The organism is Photobacterium sp. DA100, assembly GCF_029223585.1.
GTDB lineage: Bacteria > Pseudomonadota > Gammaproteobacteria > Enterobacterales > Vibrionaceae > Photobacterium.
Genome location: NZ_CP119423.1, coordinates 936292 through 959085 on the forward strand (window position 1 = coordinate 936292; position 22794 = coordinate 959085).

Annotated in this window: 15 protein-coding genes; 12 read left to right on the forward strand and 3 right to left on the reverse strand. The window is 51.5% G+C overall.

What is annotated here, in order from left to right; genetic code table 11:
• Positions 1–137: 137 nt before the first annotated feature.
• The gene (locus tag PTW35_RS04790) at positions 138–896 is read left to right on the forward strand and encodes a Nif3-like dinuclear metal center hexameric protein (RefSeq protein ID WP_281027433.1); all 759 of its coding nucleotides are present in this window, start codon (positions 138–140) and stop codon (positions 894–896) included.
• A gap of 450 nt (positions 897–1346) precedes the next feature.
• Positions 1347–4100, forward strand: a complete 2754-nt coding sequence (locus PTW35_RS04795; RefSeq protein WP_281026733.1) for a cation-transporting P-type ATPase — start codon at positions 1347–1349, stop codon at positions 4098–4100.
• A 330-nt stretch (positions 4101–4430) separates the two neighbouring features.
• Here the strand turns inward: PTW35_RS04795 and PTW35_RS04800 are convergent, their stop codons facing one another.
• Positions 4431–5720 carry a citrate synthase gene (locus PTW35_RS04800; protein WP_281026734.1) on the reverse strand — a complete coding sequence of 430 codons (1290 nt, stop codon included), beginning with the start codon at positions 5718–5720 and terminating at the stop codon, positions 4431–4433.
• Between the two features lie 408 nt (positions 5721–6128).
• Here PTW35_RS04800 and sdhC point away from each other — a divergent pair, with 408 nt between their 5' ends.
• From sdhC to sucD, 8 genes are all read left to right on the forward strand, one after another.
• Positions 6129–6509 carry a succinate dehydrogenase cytochrome b556 subunit gene (gene sdhC / locus PTW35_RS04805; protein ID WP_281026735.1) on the forward strand — a complete coding sequence of 127 codons (381 nt, stop codon included), beginning with the start codon at positions 6129–6131 and terminating at the stop codon, positions 6507–6509.
• Positions 6503–6850 carry a succinate dehydrogenase, hydrophobic membrane anchor protein gene (gene sdhD / locus PTW35_RS04810; RefSeq protein ID WP_281026736.1) on the forward strand — a complete coding sequence of 116 codons (348 nt, stop codon included), beginning with the start codon at positions 6503–6505 and terminating at the stop codon, positions 6848–6850. Before sdhC ends, sdhD begins: the two co-directional genes overlap by 7 nt.
• Complete coding sequence (sdhA, locus tag PTW35_RS04815) at positions 6851–8617, forward strand: succinate dehydrogenase flavoprotein subunit (protein ID WP_281026737.1); 1767 nt, start codon at positions 6851–6853, stop codon at positions 8615–8617. It begins immediately after the preceding gene.
• A 15-nt stretch (positions 8618–8632) separates the two neighbouring features.
• Positions 8633–9346 (forward strand): succinate dehydrogenase iron-sulfur subunit, encoded by a 714-nt coding sequence (locus PTW35_RS04820; protein ID WP_281026738.1) that lies wholly within the window; start codon positions 8633–8635, stop codon positions 9344–9346.
• 109 nt (positions 9347–9455) lie between these two features.
• The gene (sucA, locus tag PTW35_RS04825) at positions 9456–12266 is read left to right on the forward strand and encodes a 2-oxoglutarate dehydrogenase E1 component (protein ID WP_281026739.1); all 2811 of its coding nucleotides are present in this window, start codon (positions 9456–9458) and stop codon (positions 12264–12266) included.
• A gap of 31 nt (positions 12267–12297) precedes the next feature.
• Positions 12298–13515, forward strand: coding sequence for a 2-oxoglutarate dehydrogenase complex dihydrolipoyllysine-residue succinyltransferase (gene odhB / locus PTW35_RS04830; protein WP_281026740.1), 1218 nt, complete (start codon positions 12298–12300; stop codon positions 13513–13515).
• A 129-nt stretch (positions 13516–13644) separates the two neighbouring features.
• Positions 13645–14811 (forward strand): ADP-forming succinate--CoA ligase subunit beta, encoded by a 1167-nt coding sequence (gene sucC, locus PTW35_RS04835; protein WP_281026741.1) that lies wholly within the window; start codon positions 13645–13647, stop codon positions 14809–14811.
• Positions 14811–15683: a succinate--CoA ligase subunit alpha gene (gene sucD / locus PTW35_RS04840; protein ID WP_281026742.1), complete on the forward strand. Its 873-nt coding sequence runs from the start codon at positions 14811–14813 to the stop codon at positions 15681–15683. Before sucC ends, sucD begins: the two co-directional genes overlap by 1 nt.
• Positions 15684–15924: 241 nt before the next feature.
• Here the strand turns inward: sucD and znuB are convergent, their stop codons facing one another.
• Both znuB and znuC read right to left on the reverse strand, forming a co-directional pair.
• The gene (gene znuB, locus PTW35_RS04845; protein ID WP_281026743.1) at positions 15925–16710 is read right to left on the reverse strand and encodes a zinc ABC transporter permease subunit ZnuB; all 786 of its coding nucleotides are present in this window, start codon (positions 16708–16710) and stop codon (positions 15925–15927) included.
• Positions 16703–17488: a zinc ABC transporter ATP-binding protein ZnuC gene (gene znuC / locus PTW35_RS04850; protein WP_281026744.1), complete on the reverse strand. Its 786-nt coding sequence runs from the start codon at positions 17486–17488 to the stop codon at positions 16703–16705. Before znuC ends, znuB begins: the two co-directional genes overlap by 8 nt.
• A gap of 93 nt (positions 17489–17581) precedes the next feature.
• Between znuC and PTW35_RS04855 the strand changes: the two genes are divergently transcribed.
• Entirely contained in the window at positions 17582–18637 is a 1056-nt protein-coding gene (locus PTW35_RS04855; protein ID WP_281026745.1) for a zinc ABC transporter substrate-binding protein, read from the forward strand.
• A gap of 166 nt (positions 18638–18803) precedes the next feature.
• Entirely contained in the window at positions 18804–22616 is a 3813-nt protein-coding gene (locus PTW35_RS04860) for an ATP-binding protein (RefSeq protein WP_281026746.1), read from the forward strand.
• Positions 22617–22794: the final 178 nt, after the last annotated feature.

The window sequence follows — 22794 nt, forward strand, 5'->3', positions numbered from 1 at the left end:
TAATGACCTTACTTGATAAAGCTGCCTCGAGGCAGCTTTTTTGTCGGCATAATCGCTCGTTGCGGCTAGGAAAAGATCAACAGTCGCGATGGATTGGGTATAAAATGTCGCTATTGAGGAGAAGGAAATAGACGATGATGAACAATATCCAATTAGAATCAGTGCTCAACGAGCTGCTTAGCCCGCATCTAATCAAAGACTACTGCCCGAACGGTTTGCAGGTGGAGGGTAAGTCCGAGGTCAAGAAGATCATCACTGGGGTAACAGCCTGCCAGGCATTGATTGACCGAGCGATCGAAGAGCAGGCCGATGCGCTGCTGGTGCACCACGGCTTCTTTTGGAAAGGGGAAGCGGCCGAAATTCGCGGTATGAAATATCGTCGTATCAAAGCCTTGATTGAGAATGGTATCAACCTCTATGCCTATCATCTACCGTTAGACGTCCATCCTACCCTTGGCAACAACGCCAAGCTGGCTGAGATGCTCGACATCGAGGTCTTGGGTGGTTTGGAAGAGGGCAACCCGAACTCGGTCGCTATCTACGGGCAGTTGTCCCAGCCTTTGAGTGGCGAAGAACTGGCTGCAAGACTGTCAATTACCTTGCACCGTGAACCGTTGCATATTGGCGATAATGCGCCAAAAGAAATTAAAACCTTGGGGTGGTGTACTGGCGGGGGGCAGGACTTTATAGAATTAGCAGCAAATAAAGGTTTGGATGCTTTTATTTCCGGAGAAATTTCCGAAAGAACAGTTCATATTTCCCGAGAATTAGGTATTCATTATTTTAGTGCTGGCCACCATGCCACTGAGCGCTACGGAATTAAATCTTTAGGCGAGTACTTGGCCGATAAACATAAATTTGATGTTGTGTTTATTGATGTTGATAACCCGGTTTAACGCGTTTTTTAACCAAAATAAAGGCAATAAAAGGCTTAATGCTAGCGCGTTAAGCCTTTTATTTTGTGTTGTAAAATTTCATATTTCGATATTTCGGAGGTATTGTTTCTGTTAGATCTGGGTCTAATTCATATTTTGTTTCAACTTTATGCCCGCTTGTTAGCTGCATTCGGTTTGGTTTTTGATAATTGTCAAAGATTCATCCTGAACCTTGGTATGGCCTTGCGAAATATAATTACAACCAACCATTTTTTCGGTTAATTTAAATTTACTCGTTGTAATGAACTCGAATACTTTATTCAGAAAGTATTCAGGGATGTGACAAAAATTAATTGGCATGATGCCTTTAATAACGAGTTTTAAATTACTTTGACCTATTCAGCGAATGCTTTTTATCAGTTTGAAATTGTACTGATGTCGACTGAATGTATTTAATTGGAGATTCCCCCCATGACTAAAAAGTGGTTTACCGAAACGGTTGCCAGTACTGTGTCCAATTTGGGTACGTCAACCGAGAATGGTTTATCTTCTGAAGAAGTGAAAAAGCGCCAGGAGCAATTTGGCTCGAATGAACTGCAGGAACAGGCCGGCAAAACGGTTCTGGAATTGCTGGCGCATCAATTCAAGAATCCATTGATCTTCATCCTAGGGATCGGTGCGATTGTTTCCTTCTTCACTGGTCACTTGATTGATGCCGTGGCAATCGGTGTCATCATTGTCATCAACGTGGTGATCGCTTTCTGGCAGGAATTCAAAGCCCAGAAAGGGATGGAAGCATTGCGCGACATGGCTGCACCGATGGCGCAGGTTCGTCGTAATGGTGAATGGGTAGATATCCCAGCTCGTGAGATTGTACCGGGTGATGTGCTCAAGATTAGTACCGGTGACATCCTTGCTGCCGATGTGCGTATCATTGAAGCGAACCGTCTGTCTATCGACGAGGCTGCTCTGACCGGTGAATCTGAGCCGGTTAACAAGAAAGCCGATGCCCTGGAAGATGGGCACATCGGTCTTGGCGATCAGAAGAACATGGGCTTTATGACCACCATGGTCACTTCAGGTACAGGCCTGGGTATCGTTGTCGGTACCGGTATGCAGACCGAAGTGGGCCACATTGCCGACATGATGGCAAACACCGAAGAAACCAAGACCCCGATGCAAGAGCGTATGGATCTGATCGCCAAATCGCTAATGGTTGTCGCGCTGGGTGTGGTCGCGGTCGTTTGTGTTATCGGCCTTTACCACGGTATGCCGTGGCTTGAAATTCTGAATACGGGTATTTCACTGTCTGTGGCGGCAATTCCTGAAGGTCTGCCTACGGTTGTGACTATCGTTCTGACCATGGGTTCAACCCGCATGGTTAAGAGCAACGCACTGGCCAAGCAGCTGGCTGCGATTGAAACACTCGGTTCAACAACGGTGATCTGTTCAGATAAGACAGGTACCCTAACCCAGAACCAGATGCAGGTGATGAAAGCTTACGATGCGTCTGGCCGTTACTGGGAAGTGAGCGGTAAAGGGTTCTCTCCTGAAGGCGAGTTCAAGCCGCTATCACACAGCACCGACGCCAAAGACAGCCCAGAGATGATGAAAGGCCTGGTGGTTGCGACGCTGTGTAATGATTCTGAATACATCCAAGACGGTGACAAGTCGACAGTACGCGGTAACCCAACCGAAGGCGCATTGATTGTAGCTGCAGCGAAAGCGGGGCTACAGCAGGCTGAAATGCTGTCAAGCGGCGGCTACTCAATCGTTGAGAAGTTCCCGTTCGATTCTGGACGCAAGATGGCCTCGGTTATCGTGAAAGACCCACAGGGTAAGCACTTCCTAGCTATCAAGGGGGCGCCAGATGTGGTTCTGCGCAATGCGTCAGGCTTTATGGTTAACGGTGAAGTTGTTGCTCACCAGCCAACCTCAATGGAAGGTAACCTTGCGGTAGCGGCCAACCCAGCAGAAGAGATGGTTGTTAGCTACGAAGCGGCAATCCAGGATTTCGCCGAGCAGGCACTACGTACCTTAGCGGTAGGTTTCCGTGAGCTGTCTGAGGACGACCTCAAGCGTGACCACACCGAACTTGAGCAGGATGTGACTATCCTTGGCCTATACGGCATCATGGATCCACCGCGTCCGGAAGTGCGCGCAGCGGTAGACAGCTGTTACGACGCAGGTGTTCGCACGGTAATGATCACCGGTGACCATGCGCTGACGGCTGCTGCTATTGCCCGTGACATCGGTATTATCCGTAGCGAAGAAGATCTCGTAGTTACAGGTAGCCAGTTAGATGAGATGGACGATGAAGAACTCCGTCGTATCTGTCCGCAAGTTGCCGTATTTGCCCGTGTGACGCCTGAGCATAAGCTACGTATCGTACAGGCTCAGCAATACAACAACGAAGTTGCTGCAATGACTGGTGACGGGGTAAACGATGCGCCAGCACTTCGCCGCGCTGACATCGGTGTTGCGATGGGTATCACAGGTACGTCAGTTGCAAAAGATTCCGGTGACCTGATCCTGCTGGATGATAACTTCAGCACTATCGTTAAAGCGGTACGCCAAGGGCGTCAGATCTTCGATAACCTGCGTAAGTTCATCCGTCAGGCACTGACTGCGAACGTTGGTGAAGTATCGGTAATCCTGTTTGCTTTCCTATTCATGGGTCCAGAAGTTGCCCTGCCACTGACACCATTGATGATTCTATGGATCAACCTGGTATCAGATGGCCTGCCAGCACTGGCTCTGGGTGTTGACCCTGAAGAGAAAGACCTGATGGAGCGTAAGCCGCGTAAGCGTAACGAAAGCTTCTTCAGCGATCACCTAGGTACCCGTATCGTTATCCGTGGTCTGGCGCAGGGTGGTATGAGCTTCCTGGCATTTAACTGGGCGATGAACGCTGGCCTGAGCGCTAACTACGCACAGACAATGGCTTTTGCGATGCTAGTGTTCTGTCAGCTATGGCACATCTTTGATTCACGCACGTTCAGCACGCTGTTCCGCAAGAACCCATTCACCAACAAATCACTGTTGGGTGCGGTAGCGCTGTCTGCAACGCTGTCTCTGGGTGTGATTTACACAGGCGTTGGCCAGTTCATCTTCAGCACAGAAGGTCTGTCTGGTAGCCACCTAATCACGGTGTTCTTGGCCGCATCACTGCCAACGCTGGTTCTATCTGGCTTGAAAGAAGTAACCAAGATCAAGTTTGTTTAATTACAAACAGCTGATAAATAGAAAATAAAAAGGGCCTTCGGGCCCTTTTGTTGTTTAAAGAGCGGCCCTAAGGTTCTATGGGAAAGAGCGGAGCTATGGAAAGATGGAAATACCGCTGTTTAGTAGTAGGCTCTGGTAAGTATATTTCAATTAGATCAATAGATTGACAGTAAGGTTTTGCTCGGGGGAGCATCCTTACAGAACCACAGAACCACAGAACCACAGAACCACAGAACCACAGAACCACAGAACCACAGAACCACAGAACCACAGAACCGTTTTTGAATAACAAAAAAGGGCCCGAAGGCCCTTTCATTTAACGAACTGTGATTATTCGCGCTCGTGTAGCGGTTTGAACTCGCGCTGGTTGTAACCGGTGTACAACTGGCGAGGACGTCCGATGCGGTTACCCGGATCGTTGTGCATCTCGTTCCAGTGTGCAATCCACCCGATAGTACGTGACATGGCGAAGATAACCGTAAACATAGATACCGGGATGCCGATGGCCTTCAGGATGATACCTGAGTAGAAATCGACATTCGGGTACAGTTTCTTCTCGATGAAGTATTCATCGGATAGGGCAATACGCTCTAGCTCCATTGCAACATCAAGCAGTGGGTCCTGAATGTTCAGTTCCTGAAGTACATCATGGCACGCTTCACGCATAACTGTGGCACGAGGATCGTAGTTCTTGTAGACGCGGTGGCCAAATCCCATTAGGCGGAATGGGTCATCCTTGTCTTTCGCACGCTCAACGAATTCTGGGATTTTATCGACACTGCCGATCTCTTCCAGCATCTTCAAGCATGCTTCGTTAGCACCGCCGTGGGCAGGTCCCCAAAGTGATGCGATACCCGCCGCGATACAGGCAAATGGGTTTGCGCCCGAAGAACCGGCTAGGCGGACGGTTGATGTTGAAGCGTTCTGCTCGTGGTCGGCGTGCAGGGTAAAGATCTTATCCATTGCACGGGCCACAACTGGGCTTACCTCATACTCTTCACACGGTGTCGCAAACATCATATGCAGGAAGTTCTCGGCATAATCAAGGTCGTTACGTGGGAAGATAAATGGTTGACCGATTGAGTACTTGTAACACATTGCTGCCAGTGTCGGCATTTTCGACAGTAGGCGGAACGCAGTGATTTCACGGTGGGTATCGTTATTGATATCCAGTGAATCATGGTAGAACGCAGCAAGTGCACCCACCACGCCACACATAACAGCCATTGGGTGCGCATCACGGCGGAAACCGTGGAAGAAGCTTGAGATCTGCTCATGCACCATGGTGTGACGAGTTACTGTGGTACGGAATGTTTCGTACTGCTCGCGGGTCGGAACCTCACCGTAAAGAAGGATGTAACACACTTCCAAATAGTCGGCGTTATTGGCCAATTGGTCAATCGGGTATCCGCGGTGAAGCAGAATACCTTTATCACCATCAATGTAAGTAATTTGAGATTCACATGATGCAGTGGCTAGAAAACCAGGGTCGAATGTAAAATAACCGTTAGCTCCAAGCTTACGTACATCAATTACTTCAGGCCCTTCAGTGCCCCCGATAATCGGCAGTTCGACGGGTGCTTTCCCTTCAATGTGAAGAGTAGCTTTCTTGTCTGCCATAACAATCTCCTTTGCTTTTTATAATCCTAATCCAAGGCGGATGTACATTTGTTGTACCGATCAGCAGCCCAAATGTCAATTTTTGTGCTTGCTTGTGTGCGCTTGTTAATAAGTTTGGACAAAAAGATGCAAATTTCTAAAAGCGTGTTAGAGGTCATGTAACAGGGTTTGTAATTGATTGTTGCGCGGCGTATACTCGCGGCAGGTCTCTGGTTCTGCCGCCGCCAGACGCAAATGCCAAAGTTATCAATAATTAGAGTAAGTTAGGGAAGGCACTGTTTTACATTTGCATGTAGAACATAATTGCAACCTCGAGTTACAGTTATGTTAACGCACTTGTTCGGCGTCAGTAGAAGCAGGGAGTGATAACAATAACATTGCTTCAATGGAGCTGAGTGGGCAATCACCGTGAAAGTAAATAAGCCAAGACCTGTCAACCTCGACCTACAGACGATTCGCTTTCCCCTTACTGCGATAGCGTCTATCTTGCATCGCGTCTCCGGCGTGATCACCTTTGTTGCCGTGGCTATCCTGCTATGGCTGCTAGGCCTTTCTCTGTCATCCCCCGAAGGTTTTGCGAGCGCAGCTGGTATCGTAGACAGCTTCTTCGTGAAATTGGTGTTGTGGGGCATCCTGACGGCGCTGTTCTACCACATCGTGGTGGGGATCCGTCATTTGCTAATGGACATGGGATATTTTGAAGAAATGGAGACCGGTATCAAAAGTGCCAAAGTGAGCTTTGTCATTGTCGGTGTGCTGTCTCTGTTAGCAGGAGGCCTGGTATGGTAAACAACGTCTCAACAATCGGCCGTAATGGAATTCATGACTTTATCCTGATCCGTGCTACCGCCATCATTCTTACGCTGTACACCCTTTATATGGTGGGCTTCTTTGCCTTTGGCCCGGAACTGACCTTCGAAACCTGGACGGCCTTTTTTGGCAAGCTGAGTACCAAGGTCTTCACAATGTTGGCGTTGCTGTCGATCCTCATCCATGCCTGGATCGGCTTGTGGCAAGTGCTGACTGACTACATTAAGCCTGCCGCGCTGCGAGCCGGTATCCAGTTTGTTGTAGTTGCTGTTCTTTTTGTTTACCTGTTCTCAGGTTTCTTTATTGTGTGGGGTGCGTAAGTGAGCATTGCAGTTCGTGAATTTGATGCGGTAGTAATTGGTGCTGGTGGTGCAGGGATGCGTGCGGCACTACAGATTTCTGAGCAGGGCTTGAAATGTGCGCTGCTTTCCAAAGTTTTCCCTACCCGCTCCCACACGGTATCGGCACAGGGCGGGATCACCGTTGCACTGGGTAACTCTCACCCAGATAACTGGCAGTGGCACATGTACGATACCGTTAAGGGGTCTGACTACATCGGTGACCAAGATGCCATCGAGTATATGTGTAAAAATGGTCCGAAATCAGTAATTGAACTGGAAAAGATGGGCTTGCCGTTTTCGCGTTTCGATAACGGTACTATCTACCAGCGCCCGTTCGGCGGCCAGTCGAAAGAGTTCGGTGGCGAGCAGGCAGCGCGCACCGCAGCAGCGGCAGACCGTACTGGCCATGCCTTGCTGCATACGCTTTACCAGCAAAATGTGAAGCACAAAACAACCATTTTCTCCGAGTGGTATGCGCTGGACTTGGTGAAGAACCAGGACGGTGCGATCCTGGGCTGTACTGCGCTTTGCATGGAAACCGGTGAAATCTGCTATTTCAAAGCGAAAGCGACTATCCTTGCCACCGGCGGTGCCGGTCGCATTTACGCCTCTACGACTAATGCCCACATCAATACCGGGGACGGTGTTGGCATGGCACTGCGTGCCGGTGTACCGATGCAGGATATGGAAATGTGGCAGTTCCACCCGACAGGTATTGCTGGTGCCGGGGTACTGGTAACCGAAGGCTGTCGTGGTGAAGGTGGCTACCTGCTTAACAAAGACGGTGAGCGCTTCATGGAGCGCTATGCGCCCAATGCCAAAGACTTGGCAGGCCGTGACGTCGTTGCCCGTTCTATGATGGTTGAGATCCGTGAAGGCCGCGGCTGTGACGGTCCATGGGGACCACATATCAAGCTGAAGATGGATCACTTGGGTAAAGATGTGCTTGAGTCACGTCTGCCGGGTATCTGTGAATTGTCCCGTACCTTTGCCCACGTTGATCCGGTTAAAGAGCCAATTCCAGTTATCCCGACCTGCCACTACATGATGGGCGGGGTGCCGACTCAGGTATCGGGTCAGGCAATCAAGCAGAACGCGGCCGGTGATGATGTCGAGGTGCAGGGCCTATTTGCCTGTGGTGAAATCGCTTCGGTTTCGGTCCACGGGGCGAACCGTCTTGGCGGTAACTCACTGCTTGACCTCGTGGTCTTTGGTCGTGCGACCGGCCTGCACTTGGGTGAAACCTTACTGGCGCAGGCAGAAGCGCGCCCGGCAACAGATTCAGATATTGAAGCGTCTTTGGCTCGAGTGAACCGTTGGAATAGCACCCAGAAGGGTGAAGACCCGGTTCAGATCCGCAAAGATTTGCAGACTTGTATGCAGAACAACTTCTCGGTCTTCCGTGAAGGTGAAGCAATGGCTACCGGTTTGGAAGAGCTGAAAGTGATCCGCGAACGCCTCAAAGATGCTCGTCTTGATGACACATCAACGGAGTTCAATACTCAGCGTATTGAATGTTTGGAGCTAGAGAACTTGATGGAAACGGCCTATGCAACGGCGGTGGCGGCGAACTACCGTACCGAAAGCCGTGGTGCCCACGCCCGTTTCGACTTCCCTGAGCGTGATGATGAACAATGGCTATGTCACTCTATCTATAATCCAGAGACAGAGCAGATGTCCAAGCGTGATGTCAATATGACGCCGATTCATCGTGAAGCATTTCCGCCGAAAGCGCGTACGTACTAAGGGGAGGATAGAACTATGAAACTGAATTTCTCGATTTACCGCTATAACCCTGATGTAGACAACGCGCCGCACATGAAGGGCTACACCCTGGAGGTGCCGGAAGGCTCTGACATGATGGTGCTCGATGCGCTGATCCTGCTCAAAGAGCAGGATCCCACCCTGGCGTTTCGCCGCTCTTGCCGTGAAGGGGTCTGTGGCTCTGACGGTATCAATATGAACGGCAAGAATGGCCTGGCCTGTATCACGCCGCTGTCGGCATTGACTGACCAGAGCACTATCGTGATCCGCCCGTTGCCGGGACTGCCGGTTATCCGTGACTTGATCATCGATATGGAGCAGTTTTACACCAACTATGCCAAAGTGAAACCTTTCTTGATTGATGATGGCGCCCAACCGCCAGCGCGCGAGAACCTGCAAATGCCGGAGGAGCGTGCCCACCTTGATGGTTTGTATGAGTGCATTATGTGTGCCTGCTGCTCGACGTCGTGTCCGTCATTCTGGTGGAACCCAGATAAATTCATCGGACCAGCAGGCTTGCTGGCCGCCTATCGTTGGCTAATTGACAGTCGTGATACGGCAACTGATGAACGTTTATCTGATCTGGACGACGCTTTTAGCGTTTTTCGTTGCCATGGCATCATGAACTGTGTAAATGTTTGTCCTAAAGGGTTAAATCCGACGAAAGCAATTGGACACATCAAGTCGATGTTGTTAAAACGTGCGGTGTAAATAATAGAATTATCGATATGCTGGCTTCATGATTCGCTCTCAGGAGCCAGCCTCAATTCCGGTGAGCAAGACCGGGAAAATGGCGATAACTAGTGGTTAAGGGAAAACAATGCAGAACGGCGTTATGAAGGCTTGGCTTGAGTCTTCACACCTGGCTGGCGCCAATGCAACTTATGTAGAGGAACTCTACGAGTTGTATCTTAGCGACCCAGATTTAGTAGATGAAGAGTGGCGTCACGTGTTCAGTGATTTGCCTGTCGTGAATGAGACGGTTGTAGAACAGCCCCATTCACGTGTTCGCGACTATTTCCGGCGTCTAGCGAAGGAAACAACCTATCTAAGTGCGACCGTCAGCGATCCAGATGTTGATGCTAAGCAGGTTAAGGTATTGCAGTTGATTAACGCATACCGTTTCCGCGGGCACCAGCATGCAAACTTAGATCCGTTGGGGCTATGGCAGCAGGAGCGGGTATCCGATCTCGATCCTGAATTCCATAACCTGACCGTCGATGACTTCAACGAGACATTCAATGTCGGCTCTTTTGCCATCGGGCAGGAGACCATGAAGTTGTCAGAACTTTATGATGCGCTGAAGAAGACCTACTGCGGCTCCATCGGTGCAGAATATATGCACATTACCAATACTGACGAAAAGCGCTGGCTTCAGCAGCGCCTTGAGTCGGTTGTTGGACGCGGCACTTTTACCAAGGAAGAGAAACTGACTTTCTTGGACGAGCTTACCGCTGCGGAAGGGCTTGAGCGCTACCTGGGCGCGAAATTCCCGGGGGCCAAGCGCTTCTCGCTGGAAGGGGGCGATGCCCTGATCCCTATGGTCAAAGAGCTGATCCGCTACGCCGGTTCCAACGGTGCCCGTGAAGTGGTTGTCGGCATGGCCCACCGTGGCCGGTTGAACATGCTGGTCAACGTGCTGGGTAAAAAACCACAGGACTTGTTTGATGAGTTTGCCGGTAAGCACGACGAGACGTGGGGTACTGGCGATGTGAAATATCACCAGGGGTTCTCGGCCGACTTTGCGACACCGGGCGGTGATGTGCACCTTGTGCTGGCATTTAACCCCTCCCACCTCGAGATCGTAAACCCGGTCGTGGTCGGTTCGGTTCGGGCCAGACAAGACCGCTTGGGCGATAGAGATGGCTCGCAGGTTCTGCCGATCACCATCCACGGTGACTCGGCGATCGCTGGCCAGGGGGTGGTTGCGGAAACATTCAATATGTCCCAGTCGCGTGGTTACCAGGTCGGTGGCACGGTGCGTATCGTGGTGAATAACCAGATCGGCTTTACGACCTCCAACCCGCATGATACCCGTTCGACCCAGTACTGTACCGATATCGCCAAAATGGTACAGGCACCGATTTTCCACGTTAACGCCGATGATCCAGAAGCGGTCGCTTTCGTTACCCGTATTGCCTTGGACTTCCGGAATACCTTCAAGCGCGACGTGGTGATTGATCTGGTGTGTTACCGCCGCCACGGCCACAATGAGGCGGATGAGCCGAATGCGACTCAGCCGTTGATGTACCAAAAAATCAAGAAGCACCCGACACCGCGTAAGATCTATGCCGATTCACTGACCGATGAAGGCACGGTTGATCTGGAAACTGCCACGTCACTGATCAACGAGTACCGTGATGCTCTTGACCGGGGTGAGTGCGTGGTCAAAGAGTGGCGCCCGATGAAACTTCACTCGGTAGACTGGGCACCGTATATCGGCCATGACTGGACGGTGGACTGGGATAATCAGGTTGACTACACCCGTCTGCAGGAGCTTGCCCAGCGGGTCTGCCAGTTCCCAGAAAGCCACAAGCTTCAGAGCCGTGTGCAGAAACTGTATAACGATCGCATGGCAATGGCGGAAGGTGAAAGGGCGATTGACTGGGGGATGGCTGAAACCTTGGCGTATGCCACCTTGGTTGACGAAGGTAAGCGAATCCGTATTACCGGCCAGGATTCAGGCCGGGGTACTTTCTTCCACCGCCATTCGGTACTTCACAACCAGAATGATGCGAGCACCTATATTCCGCTTGCCAATATCCATGATAAGCAAGGTCCTTTCCAAGTCTTTGACTCGGTACTGTCAGAAGAGGCGGTGCTGGCTTTTGAATACGGTTATGCCACGGCTGAACCAAGCGGCCTGACTATTTGGGAGGCTCAGTTTGGTGATTTTGCCAATGGTGCCCAGGTGGTGATTGACCAGTTCATCAGCTCTGGTGAGCAGAAGTGGGGCCGGATGTGCGGTTTGACCATGCTGTTGCCGCACGGCTACGAAGGGCAGGGGCCCGAGCACTCGTCGGCTCGCCTCGAGCGTTATCTGCAGTTGTGTGCTGAACAGAACATGCAGGTAGTGATCCCATCGACGCCGGCACAGGTTTACCACATGCTGCGTCGCCAGGTGGTTCGCCCGATGCGTCGCCCATTGGTGGTGATGTCGCCGAAGTCGCTGCTGCGCCACCCGCTGTGTATCTCGAGCCTGGATGATCTGGCAAACGGTACTTTCCAGCCGGCAATCGGTGAGATTGACGATCTTGATCCGAAACAGGTCAAGCGCGTGGTGTTCTGTTCGGGTAAGGTCTATTTTGACCTGCTGGAGCAACGCCGCAAGAACGAGCAGACCGATGTGGCGATCGTGCGTATCGAGCAGCTTTATCCGTTCCCGAAAGAAGACGTTGAAGCTGCCCTGGCGGACTATCAACATGTTACTGATTTTATTTGGTGTCAGGAAGAACCTCAGAACCAAGGTGCCTGGTACTCTAGCCAGCACAACTTCCGTTCTGCGCTTCCGGCCGGCGCCCAGCTTGAATATGCAGGCCGTCCGGCTTCAGCATCTCCGGCTGTTGGCTACATGTCGGTTCACCTGAAACAGCAAAAAGCGTTGATCGAAGACGCATTGACCATAGATTAATAAGAACTGGAACAAAAAGGACAAAACCGATATGACGATCGAAATTCTGGTTCCCGATTTACCTGAATCAGTTGCAGACGCAACAGTAGCAACTTGGCACAAGCAGCCGGGTGATGCTGTAACCCGTGATGAAGTTCTGGTTGATATCGAAACAGACAAAGTGGTGTTGGAAGTACCGGCACCGGAAGATGGTATTCTTGAAGCAATTCTTGAAGATGAGGGTACGACAGTACTGACCAAGCAGCTGATCGGCAAGATCAAAGCCGGTGCTGTTGCTGGCGAGCCGACCAAGGATGTTCCTGCAGAAGCTGAGTCTTCACCGAACAAGCGCAACACTGCGGCTCTGGGTGATGAGACCAGCGAAGCCTTGAGCCCTGCAGTTCGCCGCCTGTTGGCCGAGCACAGCATCAATGCCGCGGACGTGAAGGGCACGGGTGTGGGCGGTCGTATCACACGTGAAGATGTCGAAGCATTCGTCAAAGAAGGCAAGCAGGCAGTGGCCCCGGCCGCACCAGCGGTTGAGGCGAAAGCTGAAGCGCCGATTGCCCACCGTAGCGAGAAGCGTGTGCCGATGACCCGTCTGCGCAAGCGTGTCGCGGAGCGTCTGCTGGAAGCGAAGAACAGCACGGCGATGCTGACGACGTTCAACGAAGTCAACATGAAGCCAATCATGGATCTGCGCAAGCAGTACAAAGACATTTTCGAAGAGCGCCACGGTATTCGTCTGGGCTTTATGTCTTTCTATGTGAAAGCCGTGGTGGAAGCGCTCAAGCGCTACCCTGAGGTGAATGCCTCGATTGACGGTGACGACATTGTTTACCACAACTTCTTTGACGTCAGCATCGCGGTCTCAACGCCGCGCGGTTTGGTGACGCCGGTTCTGCGTGACTGCGACAAGCTGAGCCTGGCGGAAATCGAGAAAGGTATTCGCGACCTGGCCATCAAGGGCCGTGACGGCAAGCTGACAGTGGATGAGCTGACAGGCGGTAACTTCACCATCACTAACGGTGGTGTATTCGGCTCATTGATGTCGACACCAATTATCAACCCACCACAGTCGGCTATTTTGGGAATGCATAAGATCCAAGATCGTCCGATGGCGGTGGATGGCAAGGTGGAAATCCTGCCGATGATGTACCTGGCGCTGTCCTACGATCACCGCCTGGTTGATGGTCGTGAGTCGGTTGGCTACCTGGTAACCATCAAAGAGCTACTTGAAGATCCTACGCGTCTGCTTCTAGACGTGTAACCCTGCAGGCAGGCCAGTGAGGCTCGACAGTTGGCCTGCCACTATTGCAGCTACAAACGAAGAAATACCAAAGAGTATTTCACATGGATATAACGATTCCCCAAGGGATATGAAAACGGATAGAACATCATGAATTTGCATGAATATCAGGCGAAACAGCTGTTCGCCGAGTACGGTCTGCCAGTTCCAGAAGGTTACGCTTGCGACACACCACAGGAAGCGGCTGAAGCAGCAAGCAAAATTGGTGGTGATAAATGGGTTGTGAAATGTCAGGTCCATGCCGGTGGCCGCGGTAAAGCGGGCGGTGTTGAACTGCACGACACCAAAGACGGCATCAAGGACTTTGCCCAGAAGTGGCTGGGTAAGAATCTGGTAACGTATCAGACTGATGCAAATGGCCAGCCGGTAACAAAAATTCTGGTTGAAGAAGCCTCGAATATCGCTAACGAACTGTACCTAGGTGCGGTAGTTGACCGTGGCACACGTCGTATCGTGTTCATGGCGTCGACCGAGGGCGGTGTGGAAATCGAAAAAGTGGCTGAGGAAACCCCGGAGCTTATCCACAAAGCAGCGATTGACCCGCTTGTTGGCCCGCAGCCGTACCAGGGACGCGAGTTGGCATTCAAACTGGGCCTGAAAGGCGACCAAATCAAGCAATTCACCAAGATTTTCCTGGGTCTCGGCAACATGTTTGCCGACTATGATCTGGCCCTGCTGGAAATCAACCCGTTGGTGATCACCGGTGATGACAGCCTGCTTTGTCTGGACGGTAAGATCAACATCGACTCCAATGCGCTTTATCGCCAGCCTAAGCTCCGCGAAATGCACGATCCATCACAGGAAGACGAGCGCGAGGCGCATGCGGCACAGTGGGAGCTGAACTATGTCGCCCTGGACGGCAACATCGGCTGTATGGTCAATGGTGCCGGTCTGGCGATGGGTACCATGGATATTGTTAACCTACACGGCGGCCAACCGGCCAACTTCCTTGATGTCGGTGGCGGTGCAACCAAAGAGCGTGTCACCGAAGCATTTAAGATCATCCTATCTGATACCAATGTCAAAGCGGTATTGGTTAACATCTTCGGTGGTATCGTCCGTTGTGACCTGATTGCCGAAGGTATTATCGGTGCGGTCGAAGAAGTCGGTGTTGAAGTACCGGTAGTGGTTCGCCTTGAAGGTAACAATGCGGTGCTGGGGGCGGAAACCCTGGCGAAGAGTGGTTTGAACATCATTGCTGCGACTTCCCTTACTGAAGCAGCGGAAAAAGTTGTTGCTGCAGCGGAGGGTAAATAATGTCTGTGCTAATTAACAAAGATACCAAGGTGATCTGTCAGGGTTTTACTGGCGGTCAGGGTACATTCCACTCAGAGCAAGCCATTGAGTACGGAACACAGATGGTCGGTGGTGTTTCTCCGGGTAAAGGCGGCACTACGCACCTTGGTCTGCCTGTATTTAATACCGTGCGTGAAGCGGTTGAAGCTACTGGCGCCACTGCGACCGTTATCTACGTACCGGCACCATTCTGTAAAGATGCCATCCTAGAAGCGATTGATGCGGGTATCGAGCTGATTGTCACCATCACAGAAGGTATTCCGACGCTGGACATGCTGGATGTCAAAGTACGCCTTGATGAAGCTGGCGTGCGTATGATTGGTCCAAACTGCCCGGGTGTGATCACACCAGATGAGTGTAAGATCGGCATCATGCCTGGCCACATCCACAAAGCGGGTAAAGTCGGTATTGTTTCTCGCTCGGGTACGCTGACTTACGAAGCCGTGAAGCAGACCACTGATGAAGGTTTCGGTCAGTCTACCTGTGTCGGTATCGGTGGTGACCCAATTCCTGGTTCGAACTTTATCGATGTGCTTGAGCTGTTCGAGAACGATCCGGCGACCGAGGCGATTGTGATGATCGGGGAGATCGGTGGCACGGCAGAAGAAGAAGCGGCGGCTTACATCAAAGAGAACGTCAGCAAGCCGGTTGTTTCCTACATTGCCGGTGTGACGGCACCTCCAGGCAAGCGTATGGGCCATGCCGGTGCGATTATCTCTGGTGGCAAAGGCACGGCAGAAGATAAATTCCAGGCGCTGGAAGCTGCGGGTGTGAAAACCGTTAAGAGCCTTGCCGATATCGGTAAAGCTCTGCGCGAAGTCACTGGTTGGTAATTACCTCCAAGCTCTAATGAAACCCGCCACCTGGCGGGTTTTTTATTGGCAGATTTCTGCACTGGTTGGCAAAGTAAATGCTCAAGGGAGGTATGCGATGCAGGTAAAGAGCACCTGTAACAGCCGGTATCGAAGCTTGTTTAACTAAAGGGCTTGTTCAAATGGATGTGCTATGGAGAGGATATTGGAACAGCAGCCCGAGATTGGGCTGCTGTATCATTGATTTGGCGCTGGGATACAATCAGGCCTCGGTGCGCTTGAACTGGCTCAGCAGGAACAGGCCCGCCGCCGCGACAACTACCGATGGGCCTGCCGGAGTATCATAATGCCACGACATGGCCAAGCCACACATGACGGCAATAATTCCCAACCCTGACGCCAAGGCCGCCATCATCTCCGGGCTGTGTGAGAACTTGCGGGCGGTTGCCGCAGGGATGATTAGCAGGGACGTAATGATCAGGGCGCCGACAAACTTCATCGCAACCGCAATCACCATGCCGACCATTAACATCAGCAGCAGCCGCATCAAATCAACATTCACGCCTTCCACCTGCGCCAACTCTTCATTGATAGTCATGGAAAGTAGCGGTCGCCACAGGGTGATCAGCATGGTCATCACAATAGCGCCGCCACCGTAGATCCAAAGCAGATCGGTAGGGGTAACGGCCAGCAGATCACCAAACAAGTAAGACATCAAGTCGATGCGGACGTGATCGAGGAAGCTTACCGCGACCAAGCCTAGCGACAGGGCACTGTGGGCAAGGATTCCCAGCAAGGTGTCGGTTGCCACATATTTCTGCTTCTGCAGGCTGACCAAGATAACCGCGAGCGCCAAGCAGCAAATCAGCAATGCAAGGTTAAGATTGATATTGAACAGAAAACCAAGCGCAATGCCCAACAGGGAAGCATGGGATAGGGTATCGCCGAAATAGGCCATCTTGCGCCATACGACAAAAGAGCCGAGTGGGCCGGCAAGAACGGCGATGCCAATACCCGCAATCAGTGCGGGAAGCAATAAATCAAGCATTGTTGGTCTCGTGTTGTTCGTTATGTTGATGCTCGTGCTGGCAGGGGCCGACGGGGTTGCCAGATAAATCATGCTCGTGGTTGTGGTGGTGCTGGTAAAGGGCCAATTGCTCGCATTGGTGGCGGCCAAACAGTGCCACATACGATGGATGGTTGGTGATCACCTCCGGCTCGCCCGAGCAGCAGATATGGTGGTGCAGGCAAATCACATGGTCGGTTTTTGCCATCACGAGATGCAGGTCGTGCGATACCATCAAGATCGCGCAGTTGAGCTTGTCACGGAGTGACTGGATCAGGCTGTACAACTCCAGCTGGCCATTGACATCTACCCCCTGTACCGGCTCATCAAGGACCAGCAAGTCGGGCTGTTGCAACAGGGCACGGGCCAGCAGTACCCGCTGCATCTCGCCACCCGATAGCGAATGCATATTACTGTGGTGAAGGTGTTTGCCACTGACTAACTCCAGCGCCTCGATTCGCTGCGCCTCTGTGTAGCGGCCTGCCAAACGCATGAAACGGTCAACACTGAGCGGCAGCGTGCTATTGAGGGCCAGCTTTTGCGGTACATAGCCTATGCGAAGTCCTTTTTGGCGTATAACTTTCCCGACTGTTGGTTTGTTCAACCCGGTGATGACTTTGACAAGCGTCGACTTGCCGGCACCATTTGGGCCGATCAGGGTCGTGATCTGTCCCCGCTCCAGCTTGAGCGAAACCTGATCCAGTACGTGCCGTTCGGCGAAGGTGACTGTGACCGACTGTAATTCAACTAAGGAGGTCATATTTTTCTTTGCTTAGATAATTGCCAAAGTGAGATGTTATAATATAACATCTCTGGCAGTTGTTGTAATCAAGAATTATTCAGGGAATCTATTATGCGCCGTTTACTCCTCAGTTGCAGCACTTTAGGGCTTCTAGCTGCACCCGTTTTGCATGCCGAAGAACTTAAGGTGGTTTCAACTGTTAAGCCAATTACCATGATCGTCCAAGAGCTGACCCAGGGAGTGACGTCGACGGAGACACTGTTGCCGGCGGGGGCCTCGCCGCATGATTATGCGCTGCGTCCGTCCGATGCCAGAAAGCTTAATGAAGCAGACTTGGTGATTTGGGTAGGGCCTGAATTGGAACAGTTTCTGACCCGGCTGCTTGAGGGTAAAGAAAATGTGCTGACATTGACGGCGCAAGGCAGTATTAACTTCCGCCATTATGGTGATGGTGACGAAGGCCATGATCACGACCAGCACGGGCACGGTGACCACGAAGGCCATGATCACGACCAGCACGGGCACGATGACCACGAAGGCCATGATCACGACCAGCACGGGCACGATGACCACGAAGGCCATGATCACGACTCGCACGGGCACGGTGACCACGAAGGCCATGATCACGATGACCATCATGGTCACAGTCATGAGGGGATTGACCCGCACCTTTGGCTAGGTCCAGAGCAAGCCATACAGGCGGCGCAGGTGATCACCGCTAAACTGGCTCAACTCGACCCGGGCCATAAAGAGAAATTTGAAGCCAACTTGGTTAACTTCACCGCGGAAGTGAAAGCGGCAATGGCTTCTATCGAACAGAAACTGGCCCCGGTTTCCGATCGTGGTTACTTTGTCTTCCATGACGGCTACGGTTATTTTGAAGAACAGTTTGGTCTGAACAACCTTGGCCACTTCACCGTTGAACCCGATCGTCGTCCAGGTGCCAAGACGCTTATATCAATTCGTAATTCCTTGAAAGAGCAGCATGCTCACTGTGTATTTAGCGAACCACAGTTCTCACCGGCCGTAGTTGATAGTGTGATCCGGGGAACGGACGTAAATATTGGTACTTTAGATCCAATGGGAACGGACATAGCCTACGGTGATGGGAGCTACGTTGAGTTTCTCAATCAATTAGGGCAAAGCTTTAGCCAGTGCCTGAAATAACCGTTATATTAATATATCAACGTGTTACATCGTAATTAAGATAAAAAAACGCACCTTGGTGCGTTTTTTTATGCATCTTGCCTCAATTTATAAATGTCTGCTTATATTCAGTCTGTCAATACTGCATAATGTCGGGGGTTAGGGGTAAGGTAACTTTTGCGCTGTTATGGTCAGACGGTTTTCACTTGTATTACTGCTCTTGGGTATCGGTTTGATGAGCTCGGTGGCGGTATTTGCTTCAAGCTACATGTTTCGTTCAATGCCTGAGTTCAGCGGGCTAGGTACATTGTCCGTACGAAAAATCGTTAATGATACAAATAAAGGTTTGTGGCTGGTGGATAGCCGCGGGCAGCTACTGTTCCACGACGGCATTAATCTTAAACCTGCAGTTGAAAGAACCGGTAACGCCGTGACAGGTGTGACCGATGCGGCGATGGTTGGTAACACGCTCTGGTTGGTTAAAGATAACCATGCCTATTCCTATTCCCCCCTCTCAGCCAGTCTCGAAAGACTCAATATTAGCCAAATACCCGTGGAATCGGTGGTCGAGCGGGACAACGCGGCTTGGTTTGCCAATCGCCGGGGACTATATCGATTAACTGATAACGATCCAGACGTGAAATTTGTTGCCTTTCCCCATCCGGTTAAGCTTGCCGGCCTATATGTGACGGATAAGCATCTTTATGCTGCCACCCAGCAAGGCGTCTACCAATACCTGTCGCTCGACGAGCCGCCAACCAGACTTTTATCTGAGCACCATATTACCGCGGTTGTACAAGACCCACTCGGCGAGCCATGGTTTGGTACCCGCCGGGGGCTGATTAGAGGCAAGCAGGGTGTTCTGCAGCCTCTGGGCGATGATGGAAGTCAGCCCGCGGTGCTCAGCATGCAACCGACACCCCAGGGAGTGTGGGTGGGGAGCACCATGGGGCTATACCTGATGACGAATAAGGGGGAGATAAAAGCGCACTTTATGCCCTCTGATAATGATCGTTATGCCTTGCCAGATCGGCGGGTACAGAGGCTTCATCAAGACCTGCAGGGGAATCTGTGGGTCTCGACGCCCAAGGGGGTAAGCCTGCTACCGGCTGGCTCCCATCTATTCAGCCGGATCCGGCTGGGAGGCAGCAAAGGACTGATAGATGCCAATTTTATTAGCGATGCCGCCTATGGCGGTGATGGCTACTATTGGTTAGCGACTGATAATGGCCTGTTCAAGCTCTCATCCATGCTTGATGTCGTAGAGCATATTGATAGCGTGGGGAAGGTAGAGCAATTGGCCCTGTCTGATGGTCGGCTCTGGATTCTGCAGGAAGACGGGATCACTTTGTATGATATTCGCCAGTCACATTTGGAGCGTATTGCTATACCTGAAGATATCCAGGAGCAGCCGCTAGAACGAATAATGGTTGACCATTTTGGCTCGCTCTGGGTCGGCTCTGAAGGCGGGTTGTATCGCTATTGGCCTGAATTTAGGGATTGGATGTCCTTTGGACACCACTGGTTCAGGGATCCCGCCGGTGGAGAGCAGATCACCAGCATTGTCGAAGATAGTGAACATCAGGTGTGGGTGGGGACGACCTATGGCCTTTACCAATTCGAGGCGGGGGTGCTCAACCTTGTTCCTAATACGGCAAAACAAGGGGGCATTGTTGATATTTTCGAAGATCGCATGGGGCAGTTATGGGTCGCTACGAATTATGCGTTGCAGCTCTCTCAGGCACTCAAACCACTCAAACTGCAAGAGGTAAAACTCACCCCCGAGTTTGCACAGCTTTATTGCATCGCAAGGGGAAGCAACGGGATATGGCTCTCTTCCAGTAATGGGCTTTCATATATCAGCTACTATGCCGATTTAAAGATGCACCTCGGGTTTAAATCGGGCCTACTATCTGACGATCTTGGCTCCCGTGCTTGTCTGCAGGATAACTTGAATGCTTTGGTGCTGGGATACCGACAAGGGCTGCTGCGTATTTCGGAGCCGGCCATGTTTGAGGAGCTGCCGGATGAACCGGAGTTGGAGCTGAGCGCGGTTTGGATAGATAACGATATCTGGCCGCTGGGAGATAGCTGGAACCAGCTACGAAGACTGCCGTATGGGGCATCGATAGCTTTTAAGTTGAAGGTATTGCCTGCACCCTCTGCACTCTATCAATACCGATTGATTGATGAAAGCAATCAGGTTGGGGAATGGAAAATTGTTAGCCAGCCACTTTTGCCTGTCGGTGTTTTATCCGCGGGACGGTATACACTCGAAGTACGCCGCGTGAATCCTTCCGATAATAATTCGTCGGCCCTGAGTTATGACTTCAGGGTGCAATCTTCATGGCAAGTTTATCAGGCGCTATTGGGTGTATTAGCTGTAGCCGCCCTGGTGCTGATTTTGTTGTTCTTCTACTGGCGGAGCAAACTCTTTAAGGTGCAAGCCCAGCAGCTTAAGCAATCGGTGTATCAAAAAACGGCAAAAATCGAACTTCAGAAGAGGCAGTTAAATGCTAGCAATGTACATCTGCAACGGATTCTAGATGTAAGGCAGCATGTGATGGCACAGCTTTCCCATGAGCTCAGAACCCCGCTGCAGCTATCAATGGGATTGCTGTCTGATCTCCGTCCGCTTAGCCAGGCTCCAAGTAAGGTTGATATTACTGAAAGGAATGTCGCTCATGCTCTGCATGTGGCCGAGCAGATTTTGTCGCGTGACGTTTTTGCATTGGTGGAGCCAGAAAAAGCTTGCGAGCAGCTGGTCAGTCCTATCATTCAGGCGTGCTGCATGAGCTGGCAGGTTGAAGCCGAGAAGAAACAAATTGCGCTTTGCCTCGAGGATCATACTGGTGCCGATACATCAATTGACCTAGCCCCCTACCATCTCGAAATCATGCTGGGTAACTTGTTGTCTAATGCACTCAAGTACACTGACAATAAGGGCGGGATCACGGTCAGTGTAAAAGAGCGTGAGCAGCAGCTTATCATATCGGTCAGTGATACAGGGCGGGGAATGACTGACCAGACCAAGGCACGCTTATTCGATAGTTACTACCAAGAGGATCCTCAGCTTAGCCCCGAAGCTGGGTTTGGCCTGGGGCTAACCACCGTCAAGCAACTGGTCGAGCGCTATCACGGTGTCATTTCAGTGATCAGCTACCAGGGGGTAGGGAGTGAATTTATCATTCGCTTGCCGTTGTCCGTTCCTCGGGAGGGCAGGAGCCACTCTAACGAAGAGTCTCAGAAGACAGTGGAGCATTATCCCTGGCTAATGGTGATTGGTGAGGAGGCCCTTGCCGAAACGGAGTGGGGTAAGCTGTTATCCGAACACTACCATGTGACCTATACCCGGGCCGATTACGAAGACTTAATCTTGCTCGATGACCCTCTGCCTGATGTTGTGATTGTTGACCATCAGGTACTGGTGCCCAGTGACGAACAGTTGCTGCAGGGATTGAGGAAACACTTTTTTGGCGGCCATGGCCCGGTGTTCGTTCTGCTTAGTGCCTCAGCACAGATTGACGCCCAATATCTGAGAAACGTCAGCTGGGCTGATTTGGTGTTGAACGAGCCGCTGCTGGGACAGCCAATGCAAGCGGAGATCGAAAACTTGCTGGATGCTCGGCGTGCAGCAACGGTGAAAATCGCGGCTGCTGGCGAGCCAACTGGAAAGGAGTGGCAGGAAAATGTCCATTCGCTGGTTTCCGAGCATTTCCATTCCGGTGACTTTGGTACCTCAGCAGCAGCCAAGGCACTGTATATGTCAGAGCGAACATTCCAGCGGCATTTCAAACAAGAGTTCGGCTTGTCGTTTAAAGACTATGTCACTCAGTTCCGTTTTGAGCAGGCGGCGGTAATGCTCAAGCAAGGGGACAGTGTGGGTGACGTCGCGCTGTCCTGTGGCTTCAAAGATCCCGCCTATTTTAGTGCCAGGTTTACCGCTTATAGCGGGCAAACGCCTGCCGAGTTTGCCTGCGGTCGAGTAAAGCAAGATTAAACGGGCATAATATGGCCTTATGGCCATATTATGCTGACCAATATCACTCTCGCGCCAGCCGCGGCTCCCTGCGTTCATTTCGCTAGACTATCGTCCATTCTGCTGGCGCTAGCTTTATGACTGTCAATACTTCCTTATTTGTTTGTTGTACAGGCATTAACATGCAGTGCTTAATCAA